This is a genomic window from Gordonia sp. CPCC 205333, from assembly GCF_048537885.1.
In the GTDB taxonomy this organism is placed as follows: Bacteria; Actinomycetota; Actinomycetes; order Mycobacteriales; family Mycobacteriaceae; genus Gordonia.
This window is the reverse complement of record NZ_JBCLVI010000002.1, coordinates 223,906-248,774: the sequence shown is the minus strand read 5'-3', so window position 1 is coordinate 248,774 and position 24,869 is coordinate 223,906. Positions and strand designations below refer to the sequence as shown.

Genomic DNA, 24,869 nt, shown 5'->3' with positions numbered 1-24,869 from the left:
GTGGAACGACTGGTGATTGTCGGCGCAGGTCCCAAGGCGATGGCGGTGGCGGCAAAGGCTCACGTACTGACTAGCCTCGGCCTGCCGGCTCCGCGCGTCAGTGTCATCGAACCGCTTGCGGTGGGCGGCAATTGGATGGAATCGGGTGGCTGGACCGACGGGCGGCACCGCCTGGGCACCAACCCGGAGAAGGATGTCGGCTTTCCCTACCACTCGACGTGGGCACGTGGTCACAACCAAGAGATCAACAAGGCGATGCTGGCATTTAGCTGGACCACCTTCTTGGTCGAGCGAGGTACCTACGCCGAGTGGGTCGATCGCGGCCGCCCGAGTCCGGAACACAACCTGTGGGCGAAATACCTTCAATGGGTCGCGCGAAAGACCAACGTGGATCTCATCCGTGGACGCGCGACCTCGATCGGCTGTACCGAAGCCGATCCCGCTGGCGGCTTCCGCTGGTCGGTCACCGTTACCGGGCCCGACGGAACATCGTCGGTAGTCGAGGCGGATCGGTTGATGCTCACCGGCCCAGGGCAATCCACCAGAGCGCTGGCCGAACATCCCCGGGTTCTGAGCGTTGCCGAGTTCTGGCGGCTCGCGGGCCGTCGGGAACTGCCGGTGTCCTCACGCGCCGCGGTGATCGGCGGCGGCGAGACCGCAGGCTCGGCACTCGATGAACTGGTACGACATGACGTCTTAACCGTTTCGGTGATCTCGCCCGGTGCCACGATCTACACGCGCGGCGAGAGTTTCTTCGAGAACTCGCTCTATAGCGACCCGATTAAGTGGCGCGCGCTAAGTCTCGCCGAACGGCGAGATGTGGTGCGCCGCACCGATCGTGGTGTGTTCTCGGTCCGAGTGCAAGAGTCGCTTCTCAACGACAATCGAGTACACCATCTGCAGGGTCGAGTGATCCGGGTGGCTCCGGAGGGCGACGGGGTCGCACTGACCTTACGCAACGAGTTCCGGCCCGACCAGGAACACGGTTACGATCTGGTTGTCGACGCCACCGGTGGTCAGCCATTGTGGTTCTTTGACCTATTCGACACCGAGGCAACCGATTTCATCGAACTCGCGGTCGGTGGGCCGATCACCCAGGATCGAGTCGAGACGTCGATCGGACACGACCTGGCAATCGAAGGCCTGGCCGCAAGACTTCATCTGCCCAGCCTTGCCGGTCTCGCCCAGGGGCCCGGCTTCCCAAATCTGAGCTGTCTAGGCGAACTGTCCGACCGAGTGCTGTCCAGCGCGGCGACGCGCAATGACGTACCCGGTTTCGCCGAAGTCCATCCAACCCCGAACGAGAAGGTTTAACTCCCATGCGCATCGTGTCATTCGGCTTCCAAACCTGGGGCCAACGGACTCTGGCTGCACTCATCGCGTCGAAACATGACGTGGTTCTGGCCGTCACGCACCCCGCTAGTGACGACGCCTACAAGGGAAGTTGGGCCGATTCGGTCGAAGACCTCGCCCGGGCCAACGACATTCCGGTCCACCTGACCGAGCGCGCCGACGCCGAGACCATCGACATCGTTAAACGGGCCGAACCTGATCTCATCGTCGTCAATAGCTGGTACACCTGGATGCCCAAGGATCTCTACGACCTTCCGGCGCACGGCACCTTGAACCTGCACGACTCACTGCTACCGAAGTTCACCGGGTTCTCCCCGGTGCTGTGGGCGCTCATCAGCGGAGCCGATGAGTTCGGGCTCACCGTCCACCGAATGGATGAGCAGTTGGATACCGGCGACATCCTGGTTCAAAAGCGGCTACCCATTCCGCCGGGAATCACCGGGACCGAGTTGGTTTATGCCGGAATGGATCTCATTCCCGACGCGGTCGACGAGGCATTGGCTGCCGTTGAATCCGGTCAGCCACAATGGCGCCCGCAGGACAAAGCGGCCCGCACCTACTTCCACAAGCGGTCGGAACGGGACAGCCTTGTCGACTGGACCGACACCGCCGACGACCTCGAGCGTTTCGTTCGCGCATTATCCGAGCCGTATCCCCGTGCCTATTCCTTCTACCGCGGCGAGAAAGTCGAAATCGTCGGAGCGGTGATCTCGACGGCTCGCTATGGCGGGACAGCGGGACGGGTGATCGTTCAAGAAGGTGGCGGTGCGGTGGTCTGCGGGCCAGATGCCAAGCGCGGCAACAACTATGCACTGGTTATTACTCGCATCCGCACGGCTGATGGGACCGAACACGACGGCGCGACGTTCTTCCGGCGCGGCGGGTATCTGTCCGATACCCCGCAGCCTTCATGACGGTCTCGTTCGCCGGTCGGCAGGAACCGGACGTCGAATCACCAGACATCGCTGCGCGGCACCCGTTGACGGTGCCGCAACGTCGGGTCTGGTTCCGCTACCTGTGTGAGCCGGAGTCGGCGGCACACAACTTTCGTGCCGTCTACGAGCTACCCGGCACCGTCGATCTGGTCCGCCTGCGAACTGCTTTCGATGAGTTGACCATTCGCCACGATGTCCTGCGCAGCACATTTGCCGAGTCCGTGAACGGTGAGCCCTACCGGGTCGTGGACGGGACCGGACCGCGGTGGGACGCTTTCGACCTGGCGGAGCTGTCACCAGGCGCGGCCGCACGTCGAGTCGAGGTACTACTGCAACGCGATGATGTCGCGTCATTCGATCTGCGGACCGACGTACCGTTGCGTATCACCGCGATTCATCGCGACGGGTGCGATGCGATTCTCTCGCTGACGGCTCACTCGATCGCGTTTGACGCTGACTCGTTGTCGGTGATGGTCGAAGAAGTCAGCGCACTCTATGCCGATCCGTCCGCAGAATTGCCGGTGATCGCGGCACAAACAATTGACGACTCGAGTGAACTGGCCGATATCACTTTCTGGCGCAACCAGTTTGACCGGCGTCCTGATCCGGTTGACCTGGCCGGGGATAGCAGGACCGGTGCGACCGGAGAAGCTAGCCAGACGCGGGCGGGCGCCGACGATCTGATCGCGGAGGGTAGACGGTACGCCACCGCCGGCGGCGTCAGTCTCCGGGCAGTGCTCCTGTCCGCATACGCGGCACTCGTTCAGCGATATACCGGCGCATCGGATTTCGCGATCGCGTTGGGATCTTCGACCCGCGATTCCGCGACGGTGAATGTCATTGGCTGCTATGCGAACGCGATGTTGTTTCGCGCACGCGTGGATCGAGGGGAGTCGTTCGCGGAGTTGGTTGGACGCGTTGATTCGGCGCTGTCCGCCGCCGATAAACACAACCGTGCGGGCATCGACGATGTGGTCCGAGCTCTCAATCCCGTTCGCAGTCGAGATCGCGACGGTATGGAGGAGGTTGTGCGGATAGGTTTCGCCATCCAGGACCGCGCCGGAACGCTCACACTCGACGGTGAGCGGGCACGGCTGCGCCATGCGGGACCGACCTCGATCGGAATCCCGGTACAACTCAGCGTCAACGTCGGAGTTGACGACGCCACGTTCATGCTCGATTCCCGCGGTGGCGCTCTCGACGGTCCGACTGCCGAACAGGTGTTGGCACATTTCACGCGGCTGCTTGAATCGGCCCTGCGTACGCCATCGGCTGCGATTTCCGGACTCGATATGCTCGGTGATGCCGAGCGAGCCGACGTACTGACGCGATCGCGAGGCATATCCACTGCCCCAGTTGCAGGCACCCTAGTCGACTTGCTCGACGATCACGCGGACACTGACGCGCTCGCGCTTGTCGCTGACGTCGCGGGAGCGCAGACGCGGGTGACCTATCGGGAGCTCGATACTCGGTCAAATCGTTTGGCGCGCAATCTTATAGCGCACGGAATTGGGACCGAAGATCTCGTCGGGATCCGACTCGCCGGATCGGTCGAATTCGTCGTCGCGATGCTCGCGGTACTCAAGGCGGGCGGTGCCTACCTGCCGATCGATCCCGGCTATCCGGCCGGACGTATCGAGCATCTGATCGCCGATGCCAAGCCGAGAATCGTCCTCGACCCGACCACGTTGGCAGCCGCCGAATCCGAGGCTCGCACCGAATCGGGACACCGCGTAGTCGATAGCGACCGCGTGCGTCCGCTGACGGCAGGCAATCTCGCTTATGTCATGTACACCTCGGGTTCCACCGGAACTCCCAAAGGCGTACCGGTCGCGCACGGCGCGATCTGCGACCATGTCGCGGGTTTCGGAGCGCAGTGGGACATAACGTCGGCGGCTCGGGTCTTGCAGATCTCGTCGGTCAGCTTCGACGCGTCGCTGCTGGATCTGTTTGTCACCCTGAATCATGGTGCGACACTGGTGATTCCTGATGCACGACGAATTCGCGACCTGTCCTATCTGGCGGAGTCGATTACGCGGCACCGGATTTCGGTACTGCACGTGGTGCCGTCGCTGCTTCGCGCACTATTAGCGCTTCCCGAGTCACGTGAGTGGCGAGACCTGACCCATGTTCCGGTTGGTGGTGAGGCTCTGTCGGGCGACGTCGCCGACCGATTCAGCGCGGTGTACGAGGCGGACCTGCGCAACTATTACGGACCGACCGAAGCGGTGGTATCCGCGACCCACTATTCGGTCCGCACCACGGCCGGCAATCGGATCGTCCCGATTGGTCAGCCCAATCGCAATGTCACCGCCTATATCCTCGACGACCGACTACAACTCGTGCCCGACGACATTGTCGGCGAGATCTACCTCGGAGGACCGCAGCTGGCGCGCGGCTACTTGGACCGGCCAACGATGACGGCCGAACATTTCGTCGCCGATCCGTTCAATCCGGGCCGGCGGCTGTATCGAACCGGTGACCTTGCGAGCCGAAATCGTCAGGGTGACATCGAATTTGTGGGTCGTGCCGATCAACAGGTCAAGATCCGGGGCTATCGCGTCGAACTCGGCGAAATCGCCGCGACGTTGCGTGCTCATCCAACGGTACGCGATGCGGTGATTGTAGTTGACGGCCAACGTGATTCGGGCTTGCTTACCGCGTATCTGATCGCTGATGACACTGAGATCAACGTGGACTCAGTACGGGCCCATGCGGCTAAGACCTTGCCGGAGTACATGATTCCGGCGCGGTACGCCGTGATCACGGCGATTCCGCGATCGGCGACAGGCAAACTCGACAAGAAGGCTCTGCCGCACGCACCGCAGGTCGGCATCCAGGGCCGCAGGCCTCCCGAATCACCAACGCAGCGTCGAATCGCCGAGATCTTTGCCGACCTCCTCGGCGTCGAAGCCGTGGCGGCCGACGAATCCTTCTTCGAACTCGGCGGACACTCGTTGATCGCCAGTCGCCTGGTGAACGCGCTGCGAAGCGAGTTCGGGGCAGCCATTCAGATCCGTGACCTATTCGAACATCCCACGGTGGCAGGTCTCGCCACGCTGGTTGAACGCGCCCCGGCGACCTTGCGGACACGCGCCGCGCCTGAGTTGCGACGGTACGGGCCAGCAGGCCGTAGTCCGTTAGCTCCGATTCAGCGCGCGGCAGTCTCTGATGGCAGTCATGCCCAAGTGCGGGCAACGTTGAGGTTCGATGGCGATCTGGACGCGACTGAATTGCAGCGCGCGTTGTCCGAGGTGGCTGCGCGACACCAGATTTTGCACATGATCAGGGGCGAAGACGCCGATGGCGCCTATCAATCGCCGACGGTCGAGCCGAAGGTCGACTTCGTGAGTGAGCATGTCACGGCCGGTCGATTGGCCCGTGCCCTCGTCGAGGACGAGCATCGAGGGTTCGACCTGCGAGACGAAGTACTTTGGCGGGCAAGACTGTTCATCGACGAAACAACAGCAGTTCTCGCGGTGACTATGCATCGGTCGATTGCTGACACCTGGTCCCTGCGAATCGTCGTCGCCGAACTGGCTGCGGCGTATGACCGCCGGATGACTGCCCAACCGCTACCCGCGGAGGCTTTGGCGGAGATCGAGTTCACCGATCATGTTCACTGGCAGCTCGAATGTGTGGAGATGTTTGCCGAGGACTTGCTCCGGTTGAATGTCGAGTTGGCACGGCTCCCGCGTCCGATGGTGCTGAATCCCGACCCCGAAGCCGGGGGAGAACCGACGGATTCGCCTGACGCGGTGGATTTTGAGGTCAGCCCGGCGTTGCGACGCCGACTTCGTGGCCTGGCCACCGCCGACGGCGCCTCAGAATTCATGCTCTACCAAGCGATGGTCGCTGTCGCACTGAACATCCTGGGTGCCGGTGACGATATCGCGCTCGCGGGGTCGACTTCGGGTCGAGCTGATGTGGCGGTGGCGAATATGGTCGGTCCACTGGCGGGCGAGCTGGTGCTGCGACACGATCTTGCAGGAGCACCGACCCTGCGCGTCGCGCTGGAACAGTCGCGAGATGCCGCCCTCGGCACATACGGCACCGGTGATGTCCCGATCGAAGTAATTACCGCGGAGGCGGTCGCTCGACTGGACGCGCGGCCACGGGTTCAGGCGACTGTAGAAGTACGAGAACAGAATTGGCCGTCGTCGATGCGGTTCGGCCCGGTGCTAAGCGCGGCCGTCCAGACATCGCGGACAGGTCCGGACGACGGTTTGCGATTCGAATTCATAGACGCCGACGACGGTGGATTCCAGGTTCGTGTCGCCGCGGGGGACAGCAATTGCGACCATGCGGCACTCGAGCGGTTCGCCCAGTCTCTGCGGCGCGTACTAGAGATCTTCGCCGTTCACCCGGACCACGGCGTTGCCGAACTGGCCGAAGCCACCACAGACCTCCCCGAATTTTCCAGTAGAGGACATAATGACGAAATCGACTGAGCAGCAACACGCCCCAGATCAGCCGGCGCAGCGGCCACTGCCGCTGTCATTGCCGCAAATGGCTGCTCTGACTGCCCAGCGTCGCGGCACCGCGATCAACCTGTTCGTAGCGTTGGAACTGAGCGGCACAGTGACTGTGGGATCACTCGAGGACGCCGCGATCCGAGTGGTATCCCACCACGAGGTGTTGCGCGGCGTGTACCCCGGTAATCGTCGTCGGCCATACCAGCGTGTGCTCACCGCGCCGGATCAGGTACTCGAGGTTGTAGAACGTGACGGCGACGAAACGGATCTGCTGACCGCATTGATCGACGAGGCGACCTATGGTTTCGACCTCGAAACCGAACTTCCGATTCGGATCCGGCTGCATCGCCTCCCTGGCCGCGACGTGTTGTCGACGACGGTACATCCGGTAGCGGCTGACGATGTCGCGCTCGACCTGATAGTGGGTGAGCTGCTCGGCGCCGCCGGGCCCGCCGCGTCGCTCCAGTACCGGGATTACGCTGCGGCACAGCTCAAGACGGTAGCCGCGACACCGACGTCCGATCCGGCCAGGACCTACTGGGCCGAGCAGCTGAGCGATTCGCCGGCTTATGTTCCGGTAATCGACGTTCCGGCTGGCTCGGGTCCGGCTCGCCGAACCGTGACAATCCCGCCGGAGACCGTTGCGGCGTTGTCTCCGGAGAATGCGGATACCGACGATGCCGCAGCCGCGGTGGTCGCCGCCCTGACCGCCGTCGCACTGCGTGATGCGGGGCTTGGCGACGACATCGTGATCGGGCTGGTCGACGATGCCCGCGCCGACGAAGCGACCGCTGGACTGATCGGCAACGTGGCCAACAGACTGCCGCTGCGCGTACGAGTCACCTCGTCCTCGCCGCGGCAGCTGATTGCCGATCTCGCGCAACTCATCTCATCGGCCCGACGTCACGCGGGTGTCCGGATTGAGCAGACCGCGCAGGCGGTGTCGTCGGAAAACCTCTACCAGGCCCAATTGGCCATTCGTCGAAGTGGACGGCTGGCGGTAGAGGCTAACGGATTGACGGCCCGTGAATCGGTACGACAGCATGCGCAAGACGCAGGCGTGGATATCGCACTCGATGTCGAGCTCGATGATCTGGGGGCCGCGGTAGTGGTCTCGTTCCCGCCACGGCTGGCCGGGCGTCCGGAGATTGACGCATTCGCCACGGGGATCGGGCAGCGGGCCGGCGCCTGGGCGTCGCATCTTGACGGAGATATCGCCGCCGGCGGCGTAGGGGTGATCGTGTTCGCCGGCGACTCCGGTGGTCTGACCCAATTGTCAGGACTTGGCGGTCCGCCGAAAACGGACTCCGAACAGGTTGTCGTACAGGCGATCCGCGAGGTCTTGGAACTTGACGACGACGACGAGGTCGGCCGTGAGGACACGTTCTTCTCGCTGGGCGGCGACAGTATCGCTGCGTTGAAGATGGTTACCGACCTCACCGCTCGTGGCTATGTCATCGATGTGCAGACGGTATTCACATCTCCGTCTGTGCACGAGTTGGGCGCCGCCCTGGATTCCGCCGCGGACTCAGGCGCCGACGAGCGGGCGGCCGACGCGCCGGTTGAGAGTGCGCCGATGAGCGCATCGGGTCTGGATGCTTCGACACTTGCCGCGCTCGGTGCGAAATTCGGTGAGGGACAATAGATGCGAACACTTGACGACCTCGAACGCGCGATGGCGGCGCGGCTCGCCGCCGAAGGTTTGGCCACCACGCCGGCGATTGCGCGCAGACGCGACCGCAGCCGAGCGGCGTTGTCCTTCGGTCAGCGCTATGTGTGGGCACACCAGCAAATCACTCCGGGTAGCACTGCATACAACCTTTGTCTCGCATTGACCTTTCGCGGCCCGGTCGATGACGACGCGTTGCGTCGTTCCTTCCAAGCGCTGACCGTTCGGCACGAAGTTCTACGTACCACCTATCACACCGATGAGAGTGGAGCGCCCTTCCAGCGAATCCACGACGATCTACCGCCTAGAGTGGTCGCTGTCGACCTGACCGGTCAGCCTGCGGAACAGGTAGCCGCCCGGGTGGAGAGGTTGGTTGCCGACGCCGCACATGAGGAGTTCGACCTCACTGCCGAATCCTCAATGAGGTTGCAGTTCATCCGTGTTGACGATGCGACATTGACCGTCGTCCTCGTCATCCAGCACATCGCCTGGGACGGAATGACATTGCCGGCCCTATCGCGGGATGTGGAACGCGCGTACGCACAGGCGACAGTCGGCGAGATCGACGTAGAACCACTGGAGTTGCAGGTCGCGGATTTCGCCGAAGCCGAGCAGGATGCGTTCGAGGCAGCCGACCACTCCGACGAAATCGACTTCTGGGCATCGCGATTCACCGATGAGTCAGGCGTCGCACAGCTAGCGGATCTGCAACTTCCGTATGACCGTCGTCCGGTCGTCGAGACCGAGCGGGGCGAGCGCCTCGACCGACTTCTGGGTACCGCGGCGGACAAGAATCTTCGTGATCTGGCGAATCGATTGCAGGCCACACCGTTTCAGGTCTTTCTGGCTGCCTACTATCTGGCATTGCGACAGATCACCGGCCAAACCGACATCGTCGTGGGCACGACTGTCGCCAATCGCGAGGAATCCGGAACCGATCGGCTGATCGGAAACTTGAGCAATATGCTGCCGCTCAGATTCACCGGTGCGGGAGTGTCGACGTTCGCGGAACTGACTGCCCATGCCGCGTCTGTTACCACTGATGCGTTCGCGCACAAGGCATTCCCGCAAGAGGCCATCGTACGTGCGGTGAATCGGGTGACCGGGAACGTCGGTTCGGGGCTCTTCGACACGATGGTGCTGTTCCTGCAGCAGAAGATCACCGGGCCACAACTTCCCGGCGTACAGACGAGTTGGGAACTGGCGCATCACGGGGCGTCGCTGCTGCCGGTCGCAGTTGAGGTATTCCTGCACGACGATCGGGTCGACGTCCAGATAACCTATCGCACAGACCTTTTCGACGAGCCGACGATTATCCGGCTGCATGACTATATCGATCAGATGCTAGCCGCTGCCGCACCGGAAAAGCCGCTGGAGGACTTGCTGGTCCTCAGTGAGACCGATCGCGCGCGGCTCGCCAGTTCGGCCGTGGGGCCAATCGTGCCGATCGTTCCGGAGACTCTGGACGAGATGATCCGTACGTCGTCCCGGACCCATCCCGAGCGGATCGCGGTTGTCTTCGGGAACACTGAACTCACCTATGCCCAATTCGACGAGCGCGTCAATTCCGTTGCGCGGCTGTTGATCAGCGCAGGGGTGAGGGCGGGAGACAAGGTTGGCCTGTTCGCCGAACGCAGTGAGTGGCTGCCCATCGTCTTCAGTGCCATCCTGCGTGCCGGTGCGGTCTACGTGCCGATCGATCCGAGCTACCCGGCGGATCGTATCGAGTATATGGTTGCCGACGCTCGACTTTCGGTGGTGGTGTGCGCGGCGTCGAAGGCGTTTGCCGGCGCTGGTGGGTCCACTGGCACAGTTCTGATCGATCTGCGTGACGACGCCGTGCTGAGCGAACTCAGCAGGGTGGATTCGACTCCGTTGACCGACAACGAGTTGGCTCGTCCGGTTCATCCACTCGACATCGCGTATCTGCTGTACACATCGGGCACGACGGGGCGCCCAAAGGGCGTGATGGTCGGACATCGCGCGGCCGCGAATCACGTCCAGTGGATGGCCGAGCATTTCGATTTCGGCATGGAACGCATTCTGCAGAAGGCTCCGATCGGCTTCGATGTCTCGGTCTTCGAGTTGATCAACGCCTTGTGCACCGGTTCTGCGACAGTCCTGCCGCCGTCCGACTGGTGGCAGGCCGACGTCGAATCGTTGACCGGGATCATCGCCGAGCACCAGATCACCCAAATCTCGTTGGTGCCCAGCGTGGTTCGAGCGCTACTCGACTCCGCGCCGGACCAAGCCTCGCTGCGTTCAATGCGTTACGTGTATCTGGGCGGCGAGGCTGTGCCGCCCGAACTGGTCACCGAGGCGAGTGAGGTATTCGGTGGAACAGTGCTGGGGCTATACGGCCCAACCGAGGCCGCAATGGACATCATGCATGAAGACTTCAGTGATTCCATCCGTACGCGCGAACGCTATGGCGAGTGTGTCGAACCGGCGTTGATCGGTGTGCCCGAATCGAATTCGTCGGTCTACGTTCTCGATGAGCGACTACGTCCGGTTCCGCCGGGCGTAGTCGGTGAGTTGTATCTCGCCGGCGTGCAGTTGGCGCATGGATACCATCGGCGGCCCGGTTTGAGTTCGGCGACGTTCGTCGCCTGCCCGTTCGGCGAGCAGCCAGGCGCACGGATGTATCGCACCGGCGACATCGCCCGGTGGAATGGCCATGGTTCGATGGAATACCTCGGCCGCGCAGACGATCAGGTGAAAGTCCGCGGGCATCGGATCGAACTCGGCGAGATCAGTTCGGTGCTACGTCAGGCGCCGGGTATCGCTGCGGCAGCTGTCGCGGTGCATGGCGAGGCCCTAGTGGGCTATTACGTTCCCGCGGCCGCATCGGTCGCCGTCGACGACGCGGTGATCCGTGATCACCTCACCGCTCGGCTCCCCGACTATATGGTCCCGGCCACTCTGCTGGTGTTGGACGCACTTCCGTTGACCGCCAACGGAAAACTGGATCGTAAGGCGCTTCCCCTGCCGGAGCTCGGGGCCGAGTCCGGCAACGGCCGGGAACTGCGCGACGACGCCGAGCATGCAGTCGCGGCAGCCATCGGAAAGGTGCTTGGTCTTACTGATCCGACGACGTTGCGGGCGGGAGATGACTTCCTCGCTCTCGGTGGCGACTCGATCAGCGCGATACGTATCGCGGCGGAATTGAAGAAGGCCGGCCGGCATATCACCACCAGTGCACTCTTCGCGGCACGATCAATCGCCGGGATTGCCGCGGCTACCGGAATCCTGGAAACTGACCACGCTCCTGCCCTGGTTGAGGTCTCCGGGCCGGACGGATGGGTGCCACTGAATCCAGTTGCGACGATGTGGACCGAGCAGAATGCGGACCGCACCGGTTTCGCCTTGGCGACCGCTGTCGTTACTCCGCGCGACGCCGACGCCGCGAAGATCCGGGCAACCGTCGACGCCGTTGTCGCGAGGCATCCGATGTTGCGCGCGTCGCTAGCGATAGACGACAACGGGAGCCTCGCATTCCGTATTCCACTCGACATATCTTCGGCCGCAACTAAATTCGTCGACATCACGCTGGCGGCCGATGAGTGGGAGGCCACTGCCGGTGACGTGCTCGCCGAGCAGTTGACGATTCACGCCGCTGCGCTGGACCCCGATGGGGGCCACAATGTCGCCGCGGTCTGGGTACACACCGAAGACACGCATGTCGGTCGCCTCCTGTTAATCGTCCATCACCTTGTCATCGACGGAGTCTCCTGGCGCATCATCGCCGATGATCTGCGCGAGTTGTGGGCGTCGCCAGCCTCGGACCAGGTCGAGGGCACTTCGATGCGAGCCTGGAATACCAACATCGCTCGCCTCGCGACGGCGCCGGAAATTACTTCGTCGTTGGAGAGCTGGGACCGAATCGCAGCTACGCCCGACGTCGTACTCGGTACTAGGGCGTTCGATCCGGCGGCGGATACAGTGGCGACCGTCGCCGAAGTGACCGCCGAGATCACGGCCGCAGACACCGAGTATCTGATGACAACGGTCGCAGGCGCCTTCGGCGCGGGCTTCCTGGACGTGCAACTGGCAGCCTTGACCGTCGCAGTCAACCGACTCCGTGCGGCAAAGGCTCAGGACACCGGCCCCGTGGCGGTGACGATGGAACGACACGGAAGAACCGAATCTCTTTTCGCCGGTGCACAACTGGCCGAGACCGTCGGTTGGTTCACGACCACCTACCCGGCCGCGCTCGGCGCCGCCGGGGCTGGCGCACTCGACGTCGAGGCTGCGCTCGCGGCAGTCAAAGAGCAGTCAGCGGCGGTGAATGATTCTGGCATTGCCTGGGGACTGTTGCGGTGGCTCAACCCAGACGCTCGGCGCGTCCTGGCAGTGCATGCCGCACCGCAGATTAGTTTCAACTATATGGGTCGCTTCACGAACTCCATTGCGGCAGAACCAGATTCATGGGATTCTGCACCCGAGTTCGGTTATCTAGGCGGTCATGCCAACCCGGCGGCACCCGCACCCGCAGTGCTTGATGTCAACACCGTCACCGTCGCCGACGGTGTCAACGCCCGGCTGCAAGCGTCATTCCGCTTTCCTGTCGGAGCCATCACCAAAGCTGATGTCACGTCCCTGGTTGGGCATTGGCAGCAGGCGCTGGCTGACCTTGCCGCGGCGGTGCGCTCTGATGATCGCCGGAGGTTGACGCCGTCGGATGTGCTAGCCGCCGACGTTGACCTGGATGACTTGAATCGCTGGCGGCAGGCCACCGGTGACTTCACCGATGTCTACCCGCTCGCGCCGATGCAGGCCGGACTGTTCTACACCGCGTTGTCGGCCGGCGCCGGCGATGTCTACAACACCCAGACGCTGATCCGGATTTCTGGACCGCTCGACGTTGAGCGGCTGGGCGCGGCATTCGCCACTGTCGTGAACCGGTATCCCAATCTGCGGGTACGCGTCACGGTGTCCAAAACCGGTGTACCGCATGCGCTCGTCGCCGAACGCGTTGACGTGCCGCTGAGATTCCTCGATATCTCCGATACGACAGATGTCGATGCGCGGCTCGGTCAGTTCACTGCCGACGACAATGCGGAGCAGTTTGACCTGGCCAACGGGCCGCTGACGAGGGTCAGTGTGTTGAAGTTGCCGGAACCGGCCCACCATCTGGTGGTGTTGACCATGCACCACATCCTGCTCGATGGCTGGTCCGGCCAGTTGCTCATGCGTGAAGTATTCGCCGAGTACGCCTCTGCCGGTGCACCACCGATTGCCGACCCGACCACCTATGGCAAATTCCTTGCGCTCACCCAACAGCGGGCGGAGGAGACCGAAAAAGCTTGGGCGGAAACGATGAACGGTGCCAGCGCCTGTCTCGTCGCACCTGATCGAGGTGCGGGTGACGGTAGCGCGCCGCTGAGCCGTGCGTTCACCATCGACGACGAACTGGTGAAAGTCCTCACTGATATCGCAAGTGAGGCCGGAGCGACTTTCAGCACTATGTGCCAAGTCGCATGGGCCAACACTCTTCGACTGATCACCGGCGAGGCAGCGACGGTATTCGGCGAGGCGGTATCTGGCCGGCCAGCAGATCTCGACGGGGTGGACACCGCGATCGGCTGTTTCACCAATATCGTGCCCGCAGTCATCAACGTTGACGGTCAGGCGAGCTGGCGAGCGCTGCTGAGTGAAAGCCACACCGGCCGAACCGAACTCATGGAGTACCCGCAGTATCCGCTGACCTCAGCGATGCGGGCCGCGAGCGGCGGCGGGTCGATCCGCAAACTCTTCGACACGATGTTCGTCTACGAGTCCTACCCGCCGGGTCGTGACGAGATCGAGTCGCTGCTCGCCGATGCCGGACTTCGGCTGGAAACTTTCGAAGGCGGCGGGGCGACGGACAATTCGCTCCTGCTGATGATTTTCCCGGCGAACTCGTTGTTACCCAGTGACAGTGTCGAAGCAATAATTTTCGCCGCGGCTGACGCGTTCGAACCCGATGAGGCGGAGATCGTTGAAGCGGCGTTCGTCAATACGCTGCGCGAGATCGCAGCCCATCCCGATCAGGTGGTCGCCGACAGTGCGGTTCTCGACGATGACGCGGAAGGCGCGTTGGTGATGCGGAGGATGTGGCAATGAGTCAGATTGAAGATGTGCTGGCGCTGAGCCCGCTGCAAGAGGGGTTGTTCTCGCTTGCTCAGCTCGCAACCGAGCAGGCCGGTGGTGCGATCCCCGAGGGGGATGTCTACACGATTCCGCTCGTCGTCGACATCGACGGCCCGGTGGATCCAGAAGTGTTGCGCCGCAGCCTGAAAGCACTCCTCATACGCCATCCCAACCTGCGCGCGGTGTTCTGGGATACCGATGTTCCCAAACCCGTGCAGATTGTGCCGAGTGACGTCACGCTGCCGTGGACTGAGCGGGGGGTCGACGCCGACGGAGTCGAAGCCGCCACCGCGGCCGAGGTAGCCAACGGTTTCGATCTGCGCCAAGGGCCTTCGCTGCGCGCGACCCTGCTCACCGTGAACGACCAGCGACGGCGACTGATTGTGACGGTGCATCACATCCTGATGGATGGATGGTCGCTTGGCGTCTTCTTCGCCGAACTCCAAGCGATCTACCTAGCCGGTGGTGTGGCATCGACGCTGCCTCCGGTGCGGCCCTACCGTGACTACATCGCGTGGCTGGCCGAACGTGATGTTGCCGCGGTGGGAAAGCAGTGGGCGGACTATCTGTCCGATGTCTCGGCTCCGCTGATGGTTGCCGAGGCAGCTTCGGGGACGGGTATCGGGTCAGGCGACGGGGCACGTCCAGTCTCCACCCACTACCGCCTACCCGCCGAGGACACCGCGCGTCTGCGGGATTGGGCTCGCGCCCAATCACTCACCCTGAACACGGCGGCCCAGTTCGCCTGGACAATAGTGCTCTCTCGGCTCGTCGATCGCTCCGACGTCGTCTACGGGACAATCGTCACCGGACGACCGGAGCGGTTGCCCGATGCCGATCGGATGATCGGGCTCTTCCTCAATACAATTCCGGTCGCGTTCACCCTTGATTCCGGGGCGACGGTGAACGCTGAATGCCAACGGCTGCAGCGGGAATCGACAGCGATGCGCGATATCGGCTATCTGAGCCTGTCGGCAGTTCAGCGTGCCGCGGGGAGTGGCGCGCTCTTCGATGCGATGTTCGTGTTCCAGAACGCGCCAATGGAAGCGGCGATGGGGGCGATGGAATTCGGCGGAGGCGTCACCTTCACTCCGGTGATGGGGGAGAACCTCACGCACTATCCGCTCACGGTCGTGTCACATCTGCTCGGCGACGAGTTGCTCATCGCCGTCGAGGCGATCACGTCGGTGTTGCCGTTCACGCCCGACGATATCGCCGCGAGTCTCTTGCATGTATTGCGCGACCTCCCGGACAACGCTGCGGTCCCGGTCGGGGACATCGATGTGGTCCCGGTCGATGCGCGGACCCAATTGGCCAGTGCCGCAACTACTCCGCCCCTTGCCGACGCAGAGTCTGGCGCGACCATCTTCGAGCTGTTTGAACGTCAGGCTCGGGAGACGCCGAAGGCATTGGCGGTTGCCGACGGCGATACCGAGCTGACTTTTGAAGAGTTCTATGCGCGGGTGGTCCGTCTTGCCGGTGAACTCGACGGCGTGGGTGAGGAGAACGTCGTCGCGATCAGTTTGCCACGCGGGATAGATTCGCTGGTCGCCATCTTCGCGGTACTCGCCGCGGGTGCGGCGTATGTACCCATCGATATTTCTTTGCCCGCCAATCGAATCGATTCTATCCTCGCGCAGGCCGCTCCGGTCGCGACCATAGTCGGCGGTCAGGGTGGGGTCGCTGGGCTGCCGCGGGCGGGGCAGATCATTGATCTCGATGACGCACAGACGCAGGCGCGGATCGAGGCACGCTCGATCGAGCCACCATGGGTTCGGCGCGACCCGGAGCAGGCCGCTTACATCATCTTCACCTCCGGTTCGACAGGTGAACCGAAGGGGGTGGTCAACACCAACGGAGCGGTGATCAGCTATTTCGTCGACCATCGAGAGCGGGTATATCGTCCGGGTCGTGCGCGCCTGGGCCGGCCGTTGCGGATAGCGCATGCCTGGTCGCTGAGTTTCGACGCCTCCTGGCAGCCGATGATCGGGTTGCTCGACGGCCATGCGCTGCAACTGTTTTCCGAAGAGGCGATGCGCGACACGCAACGTCTGGTCGACGGCATCGCCGAGTCCGGTGTCGACATGATCGACACGACGCCGTCGATGTTCCGGCAGTTGGAGCACGCGGGCATTGTTGATCGGGGACTGTCGATCCTGGCGCTCGGTGGTGAGGCGATTGACGCAGCACTGTGGGCTCGTCTGAGGGTATTGCCCGGTGTGTCGGTGCACAACTGCTACGGTCCAACTGAAGCCACGGTGGAAGCTTTGGTTGCGAATCTTACTGCACCGCAAGACTTTCCCGACATGTCGTCGGCAAATATCGGCGCGCCTACCGCCGGTATGTCGGGCTATATCCTCGATTCCCGGTTACGGCAGGTGCCGGCCGGCGTGGTTGGCGAACTGTATTTGGCTGGTCCACAGGTGGCACGTGGGTATGTTGGTCGCTCCGACAAGACCGCCGATAGATTCGTCGCTGATCCCTTCGTCACCGAAATGCCTGGTACGACAGGAGAATCCGGCCGACGGATGTATCGCACGGGAGATCTGGTCCGGCGCTTGCGCGGCGGCGGTATCGCCTACCTCGGCAGATCCGACGATCAGGTCAAGATCCGCGGCTATCGAATCGAGATCGGTGAGGTGGAGACCGCGCTACGCGAACTGCCTGGTGTCACAGCGGCCGCTGCGGTAGTCGTCCGACGAGGCGGTGGAGCGGGGCTGATCGGGTTTGTGGTCGGCGCCGGGAGCGAAGCGAGCGGGCCGGATGTTGCGGGCGCCGGGAGCGAAGCGAGCGGGCCGGATGTTGCGGGCGCCGGGAGCGAAGCGAGCATCGCCCTCAACCCCACCCTATTGCGCGCGCAGTTGGGTCAACGTCTACCGGGGTACATGATTCCCGCCAGATTGCTGATCCTGACTGAGCTGCCGGTGAACGTGAACGGTAAAACTGATGCGCGCGAATTGAATCGACTCGCGGCGGAGGCATTGGCCACAACCGGCGTGAGTATCGATGCGGTGGCGTCGACGGATACCGAGCGTGCCTTGGTCGATTTGATGACCGAGGTATTCGAGGGGCAGACGCCGGGCGTCGAAGAGGACTTCTTCGAGTTGGGGCTCGACAGTATCGTCGCGATTTCGCTTGCGACGCGTGCTCGTCATCGTGGACTCGCCGTGACGGTGCGGCTGATCGCCTCGTACCCGACGATCCGTGACCTGGCGGCCGCGATCGATCTCGGTCTTGGCGAAGTGGATGAAGAGGAACACAGCGGCTACGGCGATGTCTTGCCGCTGCCCTACGCGTCCTGGATGTTCGCGCAGGACAACTATCGTCGGTTCACCCAGACGGTGGTGTTGAGGGTTGCCGACGGTGCGACCCGCTCGCATGTCGAAGCCATGCTGCAGGCCGTGCTTGATGGACACGACACCTTGCGGTCGATTGTGGTCGCTAACGAGCACGGTGAAGCTCGGCAACGCACGCGCGAACCCGGCACGGTTCTCGCGGCGTCGGTGCTCGCCGAAGAGGAGTTCGACCCGACGGGGCCGTCGACCGCTGAGCGAATCGCCGCCGCGGTTGATCGAGCGAATGACGAGATGAATCTCTGGACCGGAGATTTATTGCGCGCCAACTTGTTACGGGGATCAGCGGGTGACGATATTCTCGCGATCACGATTCACCACCTGGCTGTCGATGTCGTCTCGTGGGGAGTGCTGATGATTGACCTGGCACAGGTCTGGGATCAGATTGTCGCAGGGCAGCGCCCGGAGCCGCCTGCCGAAATCACTTCCTACCGCCGCTGGTGTGAGCTGATGACCGAACGTGCACAAAGACCGGAAGTTGGTGCGCAACGTGAGTATTGGCTCTCTCAGCTCGCGGGGCCGGATCCGGCGCTAGGCTCTCTGGCCGCCGCTGACCGGGTCACCTGGTCGAGTCTGCGGATCGCCGAGGTCACAATCGCTCCGACCGACAGCGCGGCGCTGGTCTCCGGGGTAACTCGCGCCGACGGTGTGCGCGAGGCGCTATTGGCAGCGTTGACAGTGACTTTGGCCTCGTGGCGAGCCGAGCGCGGTATTGAGAATAGACACGGTTCTCTGATCGCGTTGGAAAGCCACGGTCGTGCCGACGAGACGCTGGGAGCCGACACCACGGGCACCACTGGATGGTTCTCCAACGTGTATCCGGTGCGGCTGGGCGCCGGCGAGTTCGCCGTCGATCTCGAGGAGGCCGAGCGGGATCGGAAACGGGTGACCGATCTCGTCGACTCAATCAGCACGCACCTGACGTCGGTCCCCGAGCAGGGTCTTGATTACGGTTTGCTGCACGATATTTCACGCGACCCCGAGATTGTCGCGGCGACCGAGCCGCAGGTGGAGTTCAACTACCTCGGAAGGTTCGACCACAGTGGTGGCCCCGAACGGCCGTGGACGATGGTCACTGACACTGATCTCAACCGTGCCATCCCGATCGCACCTGAACCGGATCTGACGTTGCGGTATCCGTTGAGTGTCATTGCCGCGGTGCAGGCCAGCGAGGGTGGCCCGGAGTTGGTCACGACGCTGCGGTGGAGTGATGTGATATTCACGCAGGCTCAGATCGACGAGTTCGTCAAGCTCTGGCAGCGCAGCGTGAGTCTTGTAGCGACCGCGCGCGATGCATCCGAAAGGGAAAAAGTATGTCAGCCATAGTCATATCGCGGATCGGAGTACTTCGACATGGATAAACCAGGGTGGATCCGAAAATTCCACAAGCCGGGCCCCGATGCTCGCATACCGTTGCTCATCTTCCCGCATGCGGGAGCGGGTGCTTCGGCCTATCGGTCGCTATCGAAGGAGCTCAGCGCTCACTTCGATGTCATCATCTTCCAGTATCCGGGCCGGCAGGACCGGCTTGCTGAGCCACCGCTTGAAGACCTAGCCGATATCGCCGTGGGCGCATTCGCCGAGTTTCGTGTATCGCCGTATAACCGCGGTGTGCCGATCATGACTTTCGGTCACAGCATGGGTGCGGTGACATCCTTCGAATTCGTCCGGCTAGCCGAAGCCGCAGGCATTCCGGTGCGTCAAGTGACATTGTCCGCGGCCGTCGCGCCTTGCCGCGGTGAGTTCCGGCCACCGTCGCCGACCGATGACGAGGAACTCCTCGATCACATGGCTGCTCTGCAGGGCACCGGAAATGATGTGCTCGCCAGCCGCGAATTGATGCGGATGGCATTGCCGGTACTCAAGGCCGATCACGCTGCCGCCGATACCTATCGTTGCCCGCTGGATGTGAAGATCGCGACGCGTATCCACGCTCTTGGCGGCGACAGTGATCCCATTGTCGCCTTGGCTGATCTCAACGGCTGGCGCCAACATAGCGACGACGTTGAGGTCACCGTTTTCGACGGCGGGCATTTCTATCTCAACGAACACCTCGCCGACGTCGTCGAGCTACTCGCCGAGGACGCACGCGAACAAGCGCCGACATAACCCCGGCGCCGAGAAGACCACCTGTTCTGCTTTAGGAGACCGACTTGCCCACCTACCGACTGCCCGACGGCTCTGTCCCGGTGCTGTTGTCCGCCGAAACACCGGATCTACTGCGCGCCGAGGGTGCTGCGATCTCGGAATACCTTGGTGCACAACCGGATATATCGTGTGACGAGGTTGCCGCGATGCTAATCCGTACGCGGACCGTGCGTCGGTACCGGGCGTTAGCGATGGTTTCTGACCGGACGACCCTCGACGCCGCGATGGGCGCGATCGCCGCCGGAGGATCACATCCCAGTGTGGTGACCAATGACAAGCCTGCCACACCCAGGCGTACTGCCTGGATATTCCCGGGGCAAGGCGGGCAGCGCAGGGGGATGGGCAAGCTGTTCTACGACGGCGTTCCGGCATTCCGAGCCGAAGTGGATCTTTGTCACGAGGCGTTCATCGAGGCGTTCGGCGAATCGCCGCGAGACTATGTCCTGGGCTCCGCTCCCAGAGTCGCCGACGACAACGAGCCCGCGCGGTTGGTGCAGCCGGCGCTCTTCATGCAGATGGCTGGTCTGGCGGCGATGTGGCGATCAGTGGGTGTGGAACCGAATGCTGTTGTGGGACACAGTCAAGGCGAGATAGCGGCGGCCTACGTCTCGGGCGCGATGACCCTGGCGGATGCGGCAATGATGGTCGGCACGCGGGCCCGCGCGGTCGAGGCCATCGCATCGGACAAATATGCGATGGGCGTCATCGACGCCGATCGAGACGAAGCCGAAGCGCTGCTCGCGCGAAGCTCGGGCTGGGCACAGATCTCGGTGGTCAATTCGCCTCGGATGGTTGGGATCTCGGGCGAGCGGCACATAGTTGCCGATATCGTCGAGCGATTCACCGAGGGGGGCAGATTTGGACGAGTCATCGGCGTTCAATACCCCGCGCACACCAATCTCGTGAGTCAGTTTAAAGATGTCATCTTCGACACGGCGGGTACGAAACTGGTCGCCGACCACTTCACACCAACCGAAATCGACTGCATCGGTGGCACACTCGGAGATTCAATCACGGCTGAGCTGCCACTTGACGAGTATTGGTTCTGGAACCTGCGCAATGCCGTGCGCTTCGACAAAGCGATCGGTACGGCAGTGGAACGGGGTGCCGACACCCTCATCGAGCTAGCTGAGCATCCCACGCTTGCGCTGCCGGTGCGGGACACCGTCACCGCCGTTGGCAAAGGCACCGAGGTCGTCATCGGTACCTCTAATCGTTCGGCGACCGACCTGTCCGTGTTTACCCGCAACCTCGCAACGGTCATCGTCGGCGATCTGCGTTTCTCCCTAGCCTCGCTGCGATCAGGTCAGGCGCACCAAGATCTGCCGCTGCTCGACTTTCCGCACACGGTGATGAACCGACAGATGCTGTGGATGCCGTTGGCGGACAAGGCGACACCGTCACGCCGCGTCATTTCCGCGCAGACTGCGCCGGCGCCCGCAGTCGTGCCGGTCGTTGCTGTACCGGCGCCGCCCGCCCCGCAGGCGAGGTCTGCCGAGTCGGCGCAGCATGTCGTCGAAGAGTGGGTACGGCTGTCCCGCCGAAAGACGGTCGCGCCGCGCACTATCGGCATCGTCGACTACACCGATAGCCAGGCCGATCTCGCGGTATCGGTAATTGAGCAGGCAGAAGCGTACGGCGCGACGGCGCGGACGATCGACGTTGCCGCCGCTGGCGAGAACGAGGCCATCGACACGGTCGTGATCCTGGTGCCGCAGGCGACCAACCAGCGCGGCGTCGCGGAATCAGTGCGAGACGCGATCGGCCAGACCGCGGACTTCTTCGCAGAACGGCGCTGGTGGTCCAAACCGGCGGCTGCCGGTGACTACTGGCTGGTCACCACGGGCGGCGAGACGGTCGTCGATGCGGACGCGCCGCCAAATCTGGCTCAAGCCGCGATGGCAGCCGGATTCCGTTGTGCCGGAGCAGAATATCCGGATGTCGCATTCCGGCACCTAGACCTTCCCGCCGACGCGGACCCAGTCGCGATTGCGAAACTGGTCACCGCTCTGCATACCGCGGCCGAACCGGAACTGGCGTTGCGTGGCAAGGACCTGTACGCCAAACGGCTTGTCGCAGCAGATGAGTCGCGGCGACGGGCCGATGTCTCCGCGTATGACCACGTATTGATTGTCGGCGGTACCGGCGACGTCGGGTTGGCCTACTGCGAGTATTACGCGCGACGCGGCACGCGGCGGATCACACTGGTGAATAGGTCAGGGGAAACCGCCGCAGTCACCGAGGCGTTGCTCGACATCCGTGAGTTGGGCGCGAGTGAAGTTTCGGTGCTCGGCTGTGACGTCACCGACGTCGAGGCTGTTTCCCGACTTGGCCGGGAATTGGATCGCCGCGCAGTCGATCTCGTCGTGCACGCCGCGGCGGACCTGATGGGGATCAGTTCGATCGAGTTGACCGAGGTGACCGCTGGCCACGTCGAAGGGTTGATGGGCGCGAAAGTCGTTGGCCTTCTCAATGTGTTGGATGCGGTTGACCTTGCTGATGGAGCCGAGGTGATCCTCTGCTCGTCCTTCGCCGCAACCGTCGGTGGTCGAGGGACCCTGGTTTACGCCGCTGCCAATCGGATGCTCGATGCCCTCGGAACTAGGTTGCGCGCACAGGGCCTGGCATGTGTATCTGTTCAGTGGGGGCTGTGGGCCGCACATCATGGTGCCGGTGCGTCGGATCGGCGCGGACTGGAAGCCTTTGGCTACCTACCGTTGTCGGCCGATGATGCGATCGCCGTCGCGCAGTCGCTATCGCCGGGTAATGCCATCGTCACGGCATTTGATTGGGAACGCGGGCGATCTGTACTGAGTAGCTTCGGTTACGGGCCGTTGCTGTCAACATTGTCGAATCCTGCCACTGCAGTTCCGGTACCGACGCCAGCACCGGTACCGGCGCCGACGCCCGCACCGACGCCGGTACCGACGCCAGCGCTGAGTCCAACGCCAGTGCCGGCACCGGCGGGTGGTGTGGATGCCGCCGGTAGGTTGCTGGCGATGATCGGTCAGGTGATTGGTGTGGTTGATCTGGCGAGTATTGATACGGCTCGGCCGTTGGTGGCGTTGGGTCTGGATTCGTTGCAGGCGTTGGAGTTACGTCGTCAGGTGTCGGTGGAGTTCGGTTATGAGTTGCCGGTAGCGGAGTTGGTCAGTGGTGCGTCACTCGATGACGTCATCCGATTGATCGGCGATCGGCCATCAGCACCGGCGCCGACGCCCGCACCGACGCCGGTACCGACGCCAGCGCTGAGTCCAACGCCAGTGCCGGCACCGGCGGGTGGTGTGGATGCCGCCGGTAGGTTGCTGGCGATGATCGGTCAGGTGATTGGTGTGGTTGATCTGGCGAGTATTGATACGGCTCGGCCGTTGGTGGCGTTGGGTCTGGATTCGTTGCAGGCGTTGGAGTTACGTCGTCAGGTGTCGGTGGAGTTCGGTTATGAGTTGCCGGTAGCGGAGTTGGTCAGTGGTGCGTCACTCGATGACGTCATCCGAATGATCGGCGACCGCCCGTCCATTGGCGACGTCGGAACTGCGAAAGCTGCTGTACCGCAGTCTAATACACCAGCAGTTCCCGTTGCTATCCCCGTTGCGCCAGTTGATCCGCCGCCCGGTGAACTGATCGACCGGGTGGGTGCCGTCGCGGAGGAAGTGATCGGCGGGCCACTTGACGGCGATCGAATGCGTTCGGCCCGAACGGATATCAATCTGTTCGGTCTCAGCGCCATGATGCGCTCGCTGTACCCCGCCTTCGCCGACGGTCTGGCACATACCGAGGAGGAGATCGCGGCAGCCATCGAGTTCGCGCCGCGGCACCAATGGCTGTTGCGTCAGTGGCTGGTCGAGCTCGGCCGTAACGGCATCGTCGAACAAGACGCGCGAACAGAGCGGTATCGCTACGTGGCGGCCGTTCCTACGCCGTCACGCTCCGATCTGGGCGAGGTATGCCGCGAATTGGGCTATCGGCCGGAGATGGCGACCTTCCTAGGCGGATCAAACGAGCATCTGACTGAGTTGGTTCAGGACCGTAAACAGTTGCAGGAGATCCTTTTTGCCGACGGCGGGACCGCCGCCGCCGACGCGGCTTATCGGGACAATCTGATCAGCAGCTATCTCAATCGGGGCGCGCGAGCGGCCGTCGCCGACCTGGTTGGCACGTTGCAACAGCAACGTCGGCCGGTGCGGATCATGGAACTTGGCGCCGGCGTCGGTGGAACGACGAATGACGTCGCCGCGGGTCTGGTCGGCATGTCCGTCGACTACTTCTTCACTGACCTCTCGGATTTCTTCCTGGCCTCGGCCAGAAAGCATTTCGCCGAGTACCCGTGGATGCGTTTCGGCATCGTTGATATGAACGTGGACCTGGGTTCTGAGCGCTACGACATCATTATCGGGTCCAATGTGCTGCACAACGCCCACCACATCGGCGATCTGTTGACTAAGTTGCGTGATCGCCTGAATCCGGGTGGTGCGCTGGTAATCATCGAGTCGGTTCACGCGCATGCGCAGATGCTCACGTCGGTGCATCTGCTTATGTCACCGCGTGCGGGTCAGCCGCAAGCCGGTGTCACCGACGTGCGTGCGGGGACCGACCGGATTTTCCTCACCGAAGACGAATGGGTCGACGGTTTCCGCGGGGCGGGACTGACCTCGGCTGTCGTCTTGCCAGGGCAGGGGCATCCGCTCGAAATGCTGGATCAGCGGGTGTTCGTAGCCATCCGCGAGGACTAGGTGACCGGCCGATTAGTCACCGAGCACGGTCTCAGTCGATAATGGCAACGACGATATCGACCTAGAGAGACGGC

The 24,869-nt window shown here is 62.9% G+C and carries 8 protein-coding genes; all 8 read left to right on the top strand.

Translation table 11 applies throughout. The features are described from left to right. The 8 genes from AAFP29_RS06705 to nbtC are packed head-to-tail and all read left to right on the top strand — an operon-like array spanning position 1 to position 24,795. The gene (locus AAFP29_RS06705; protein WP_419217229.1) at positions 1-1,314 is read left to right on the top strand and encodes a SidA/IucD/PvdA family monooxygenase; all 1,314 of its coding nucleotides are present in this window, start codon (positions 1-3) and stop codon (positions 1,312-1,314) included. A gap of 5 nt (positions 1,315-1,319) precedes the next feature. After that, positions 1,320-2,267 carry a methionyl-tRNA formyltransferase gene (locus tag AAFP29_RS06700; RefSeq protein WP_419216572.1) on the top strand — a complete coding sequence of 316 codons (948 nt, stop codon included), beginning with the start codon at positions 1,320-1,322 and terminating at the stop codon, positions 2,265-2,267. Then, positions 2,264-6,739 (top strand): amino acid adenylation domain-containing protein, encoded by a 4,476-nt coding sequence (locus tag AAFP29_RS06695; protein ID WP_419216571.1) that lies wholly within the window; start codon positions 2,264-2,266, stop codon positions 6,737-6,739. The genes AAFP29_RS06700 and AAFP29_RS06695 overlap by 4 nt, the downstream gene beginning before the upstream one ends. Then, the gene (locus AAFP29_RS06690) at positions 6,723-8,408 is read left to right on the top strand and encodes a condensation domain-containing protein (protein WP_419216570.1); all 1,686 of its coding nucleotides are present in this window, start codon (positions 6,723-6,725) and stop codon (positions 8,406-8,408) included. The genes AAFP29_RS06695 and AAFP29_RS06690 overlap by 17 nt, the downstream gene beginning before the upstream one ends. Continuing rightward, complete coding sequence (locus AAFP29_RS06685; protein WP_419216569.1) at positions 8,409-14,537, top strand: amino acid adenylation domain-containing protein; 6,129 nt, start codon at positions 8,409-8,411, stop codon at positions 14,535-14,537. It abuts the gene before it with no gap. After that, positions 14,534-19,243, top strand: a complete 4,710-nt coding sequence (locus AAFP29_RS06680; protein WP_419216568.1) for an amino acid adenylation domain-containing protein — start codon at positions 14,534-14,536, stop codon at positions 19,241-19,243. The genes AAFP29_RS06685 and AAFP29_RS06680 overlap by 4 nt, the downstream gene beginning before the upstream one ends. 27 nt (positions 19,244-19,270) lie before the next feature. Next, positions 19,271-20,026 (top strand): thioesterase II family protein, encoded by a 756-nt coding sequence (locus AAFP29_RS06675; RefSeq protein WP_419216567.1) that lies wholly within the window; start codon positions 19,271-19,273, stop codon positions 20,024-20,026. A gap of 44 nt (positions 20,027-20,070) precedes the next feature. Continuing rightward, on the top strand, positions 20,071-24,795 hold the full coding sequence (gene nbtC / locus AAFP29_RS06670; RefSeq protein WP_419216566.1) for a nocobactin polyketide synthase NbtC: 4,725 nt from the start codon (positions 20,071-20,073) through the stop codon (positions 24,793-24,795). Positions 24,796-24,869 lie beyond the last annotated feature (74 nt).

Excerpts from the sequence above, each read along its gene's own strand:
- AAFP29_RS06700 (WP_419216572.1), top strand. The coding sequence starts at position 1,320 with ATGCGCATCGTGTCATTCGGCTTCCAAACCTGGGGCCAACGGACTCTG.
- AAFP29_RS06695 (WP_419216571.1), top strand. The coding sequence starts at position 2,264 with ATGACGGTCTCGTTCGCCGGTCGGCAGGAACCGGACGTCGAATCACCA.
- AAFP29_RS06690 (WP_419216570.1), top strand. The coding sequence starts at position 6,723 with ATGACGAAATCGACTGAGCAGCAACACGCCCCAGATCAGCCGGCGCAG.
- AAFP29_RS06685 (WP_419216569.1), top strand. The coding sequence starts at position 8,409 with ATGCGAACACTTGACGACCTCGAACGCGCGATGGCGGCGCGGCTCGCC.
- AAFP29_RS06680 (WP_419216568.1), top strand. The coding sequence starts at position 14,534 with ATGAGTCAGATTGAAGATGTGCTGGCGCTGAGCCCGCTGCAAGAGGGG.
- AAFP29_RS06675 (WP_419216567.1), top strand. The coding sequence starts at position 19,271 with ATGGATAAACCAGGGTGGATCCGAAAATTCCACAAGCCGGGCCCCGAT.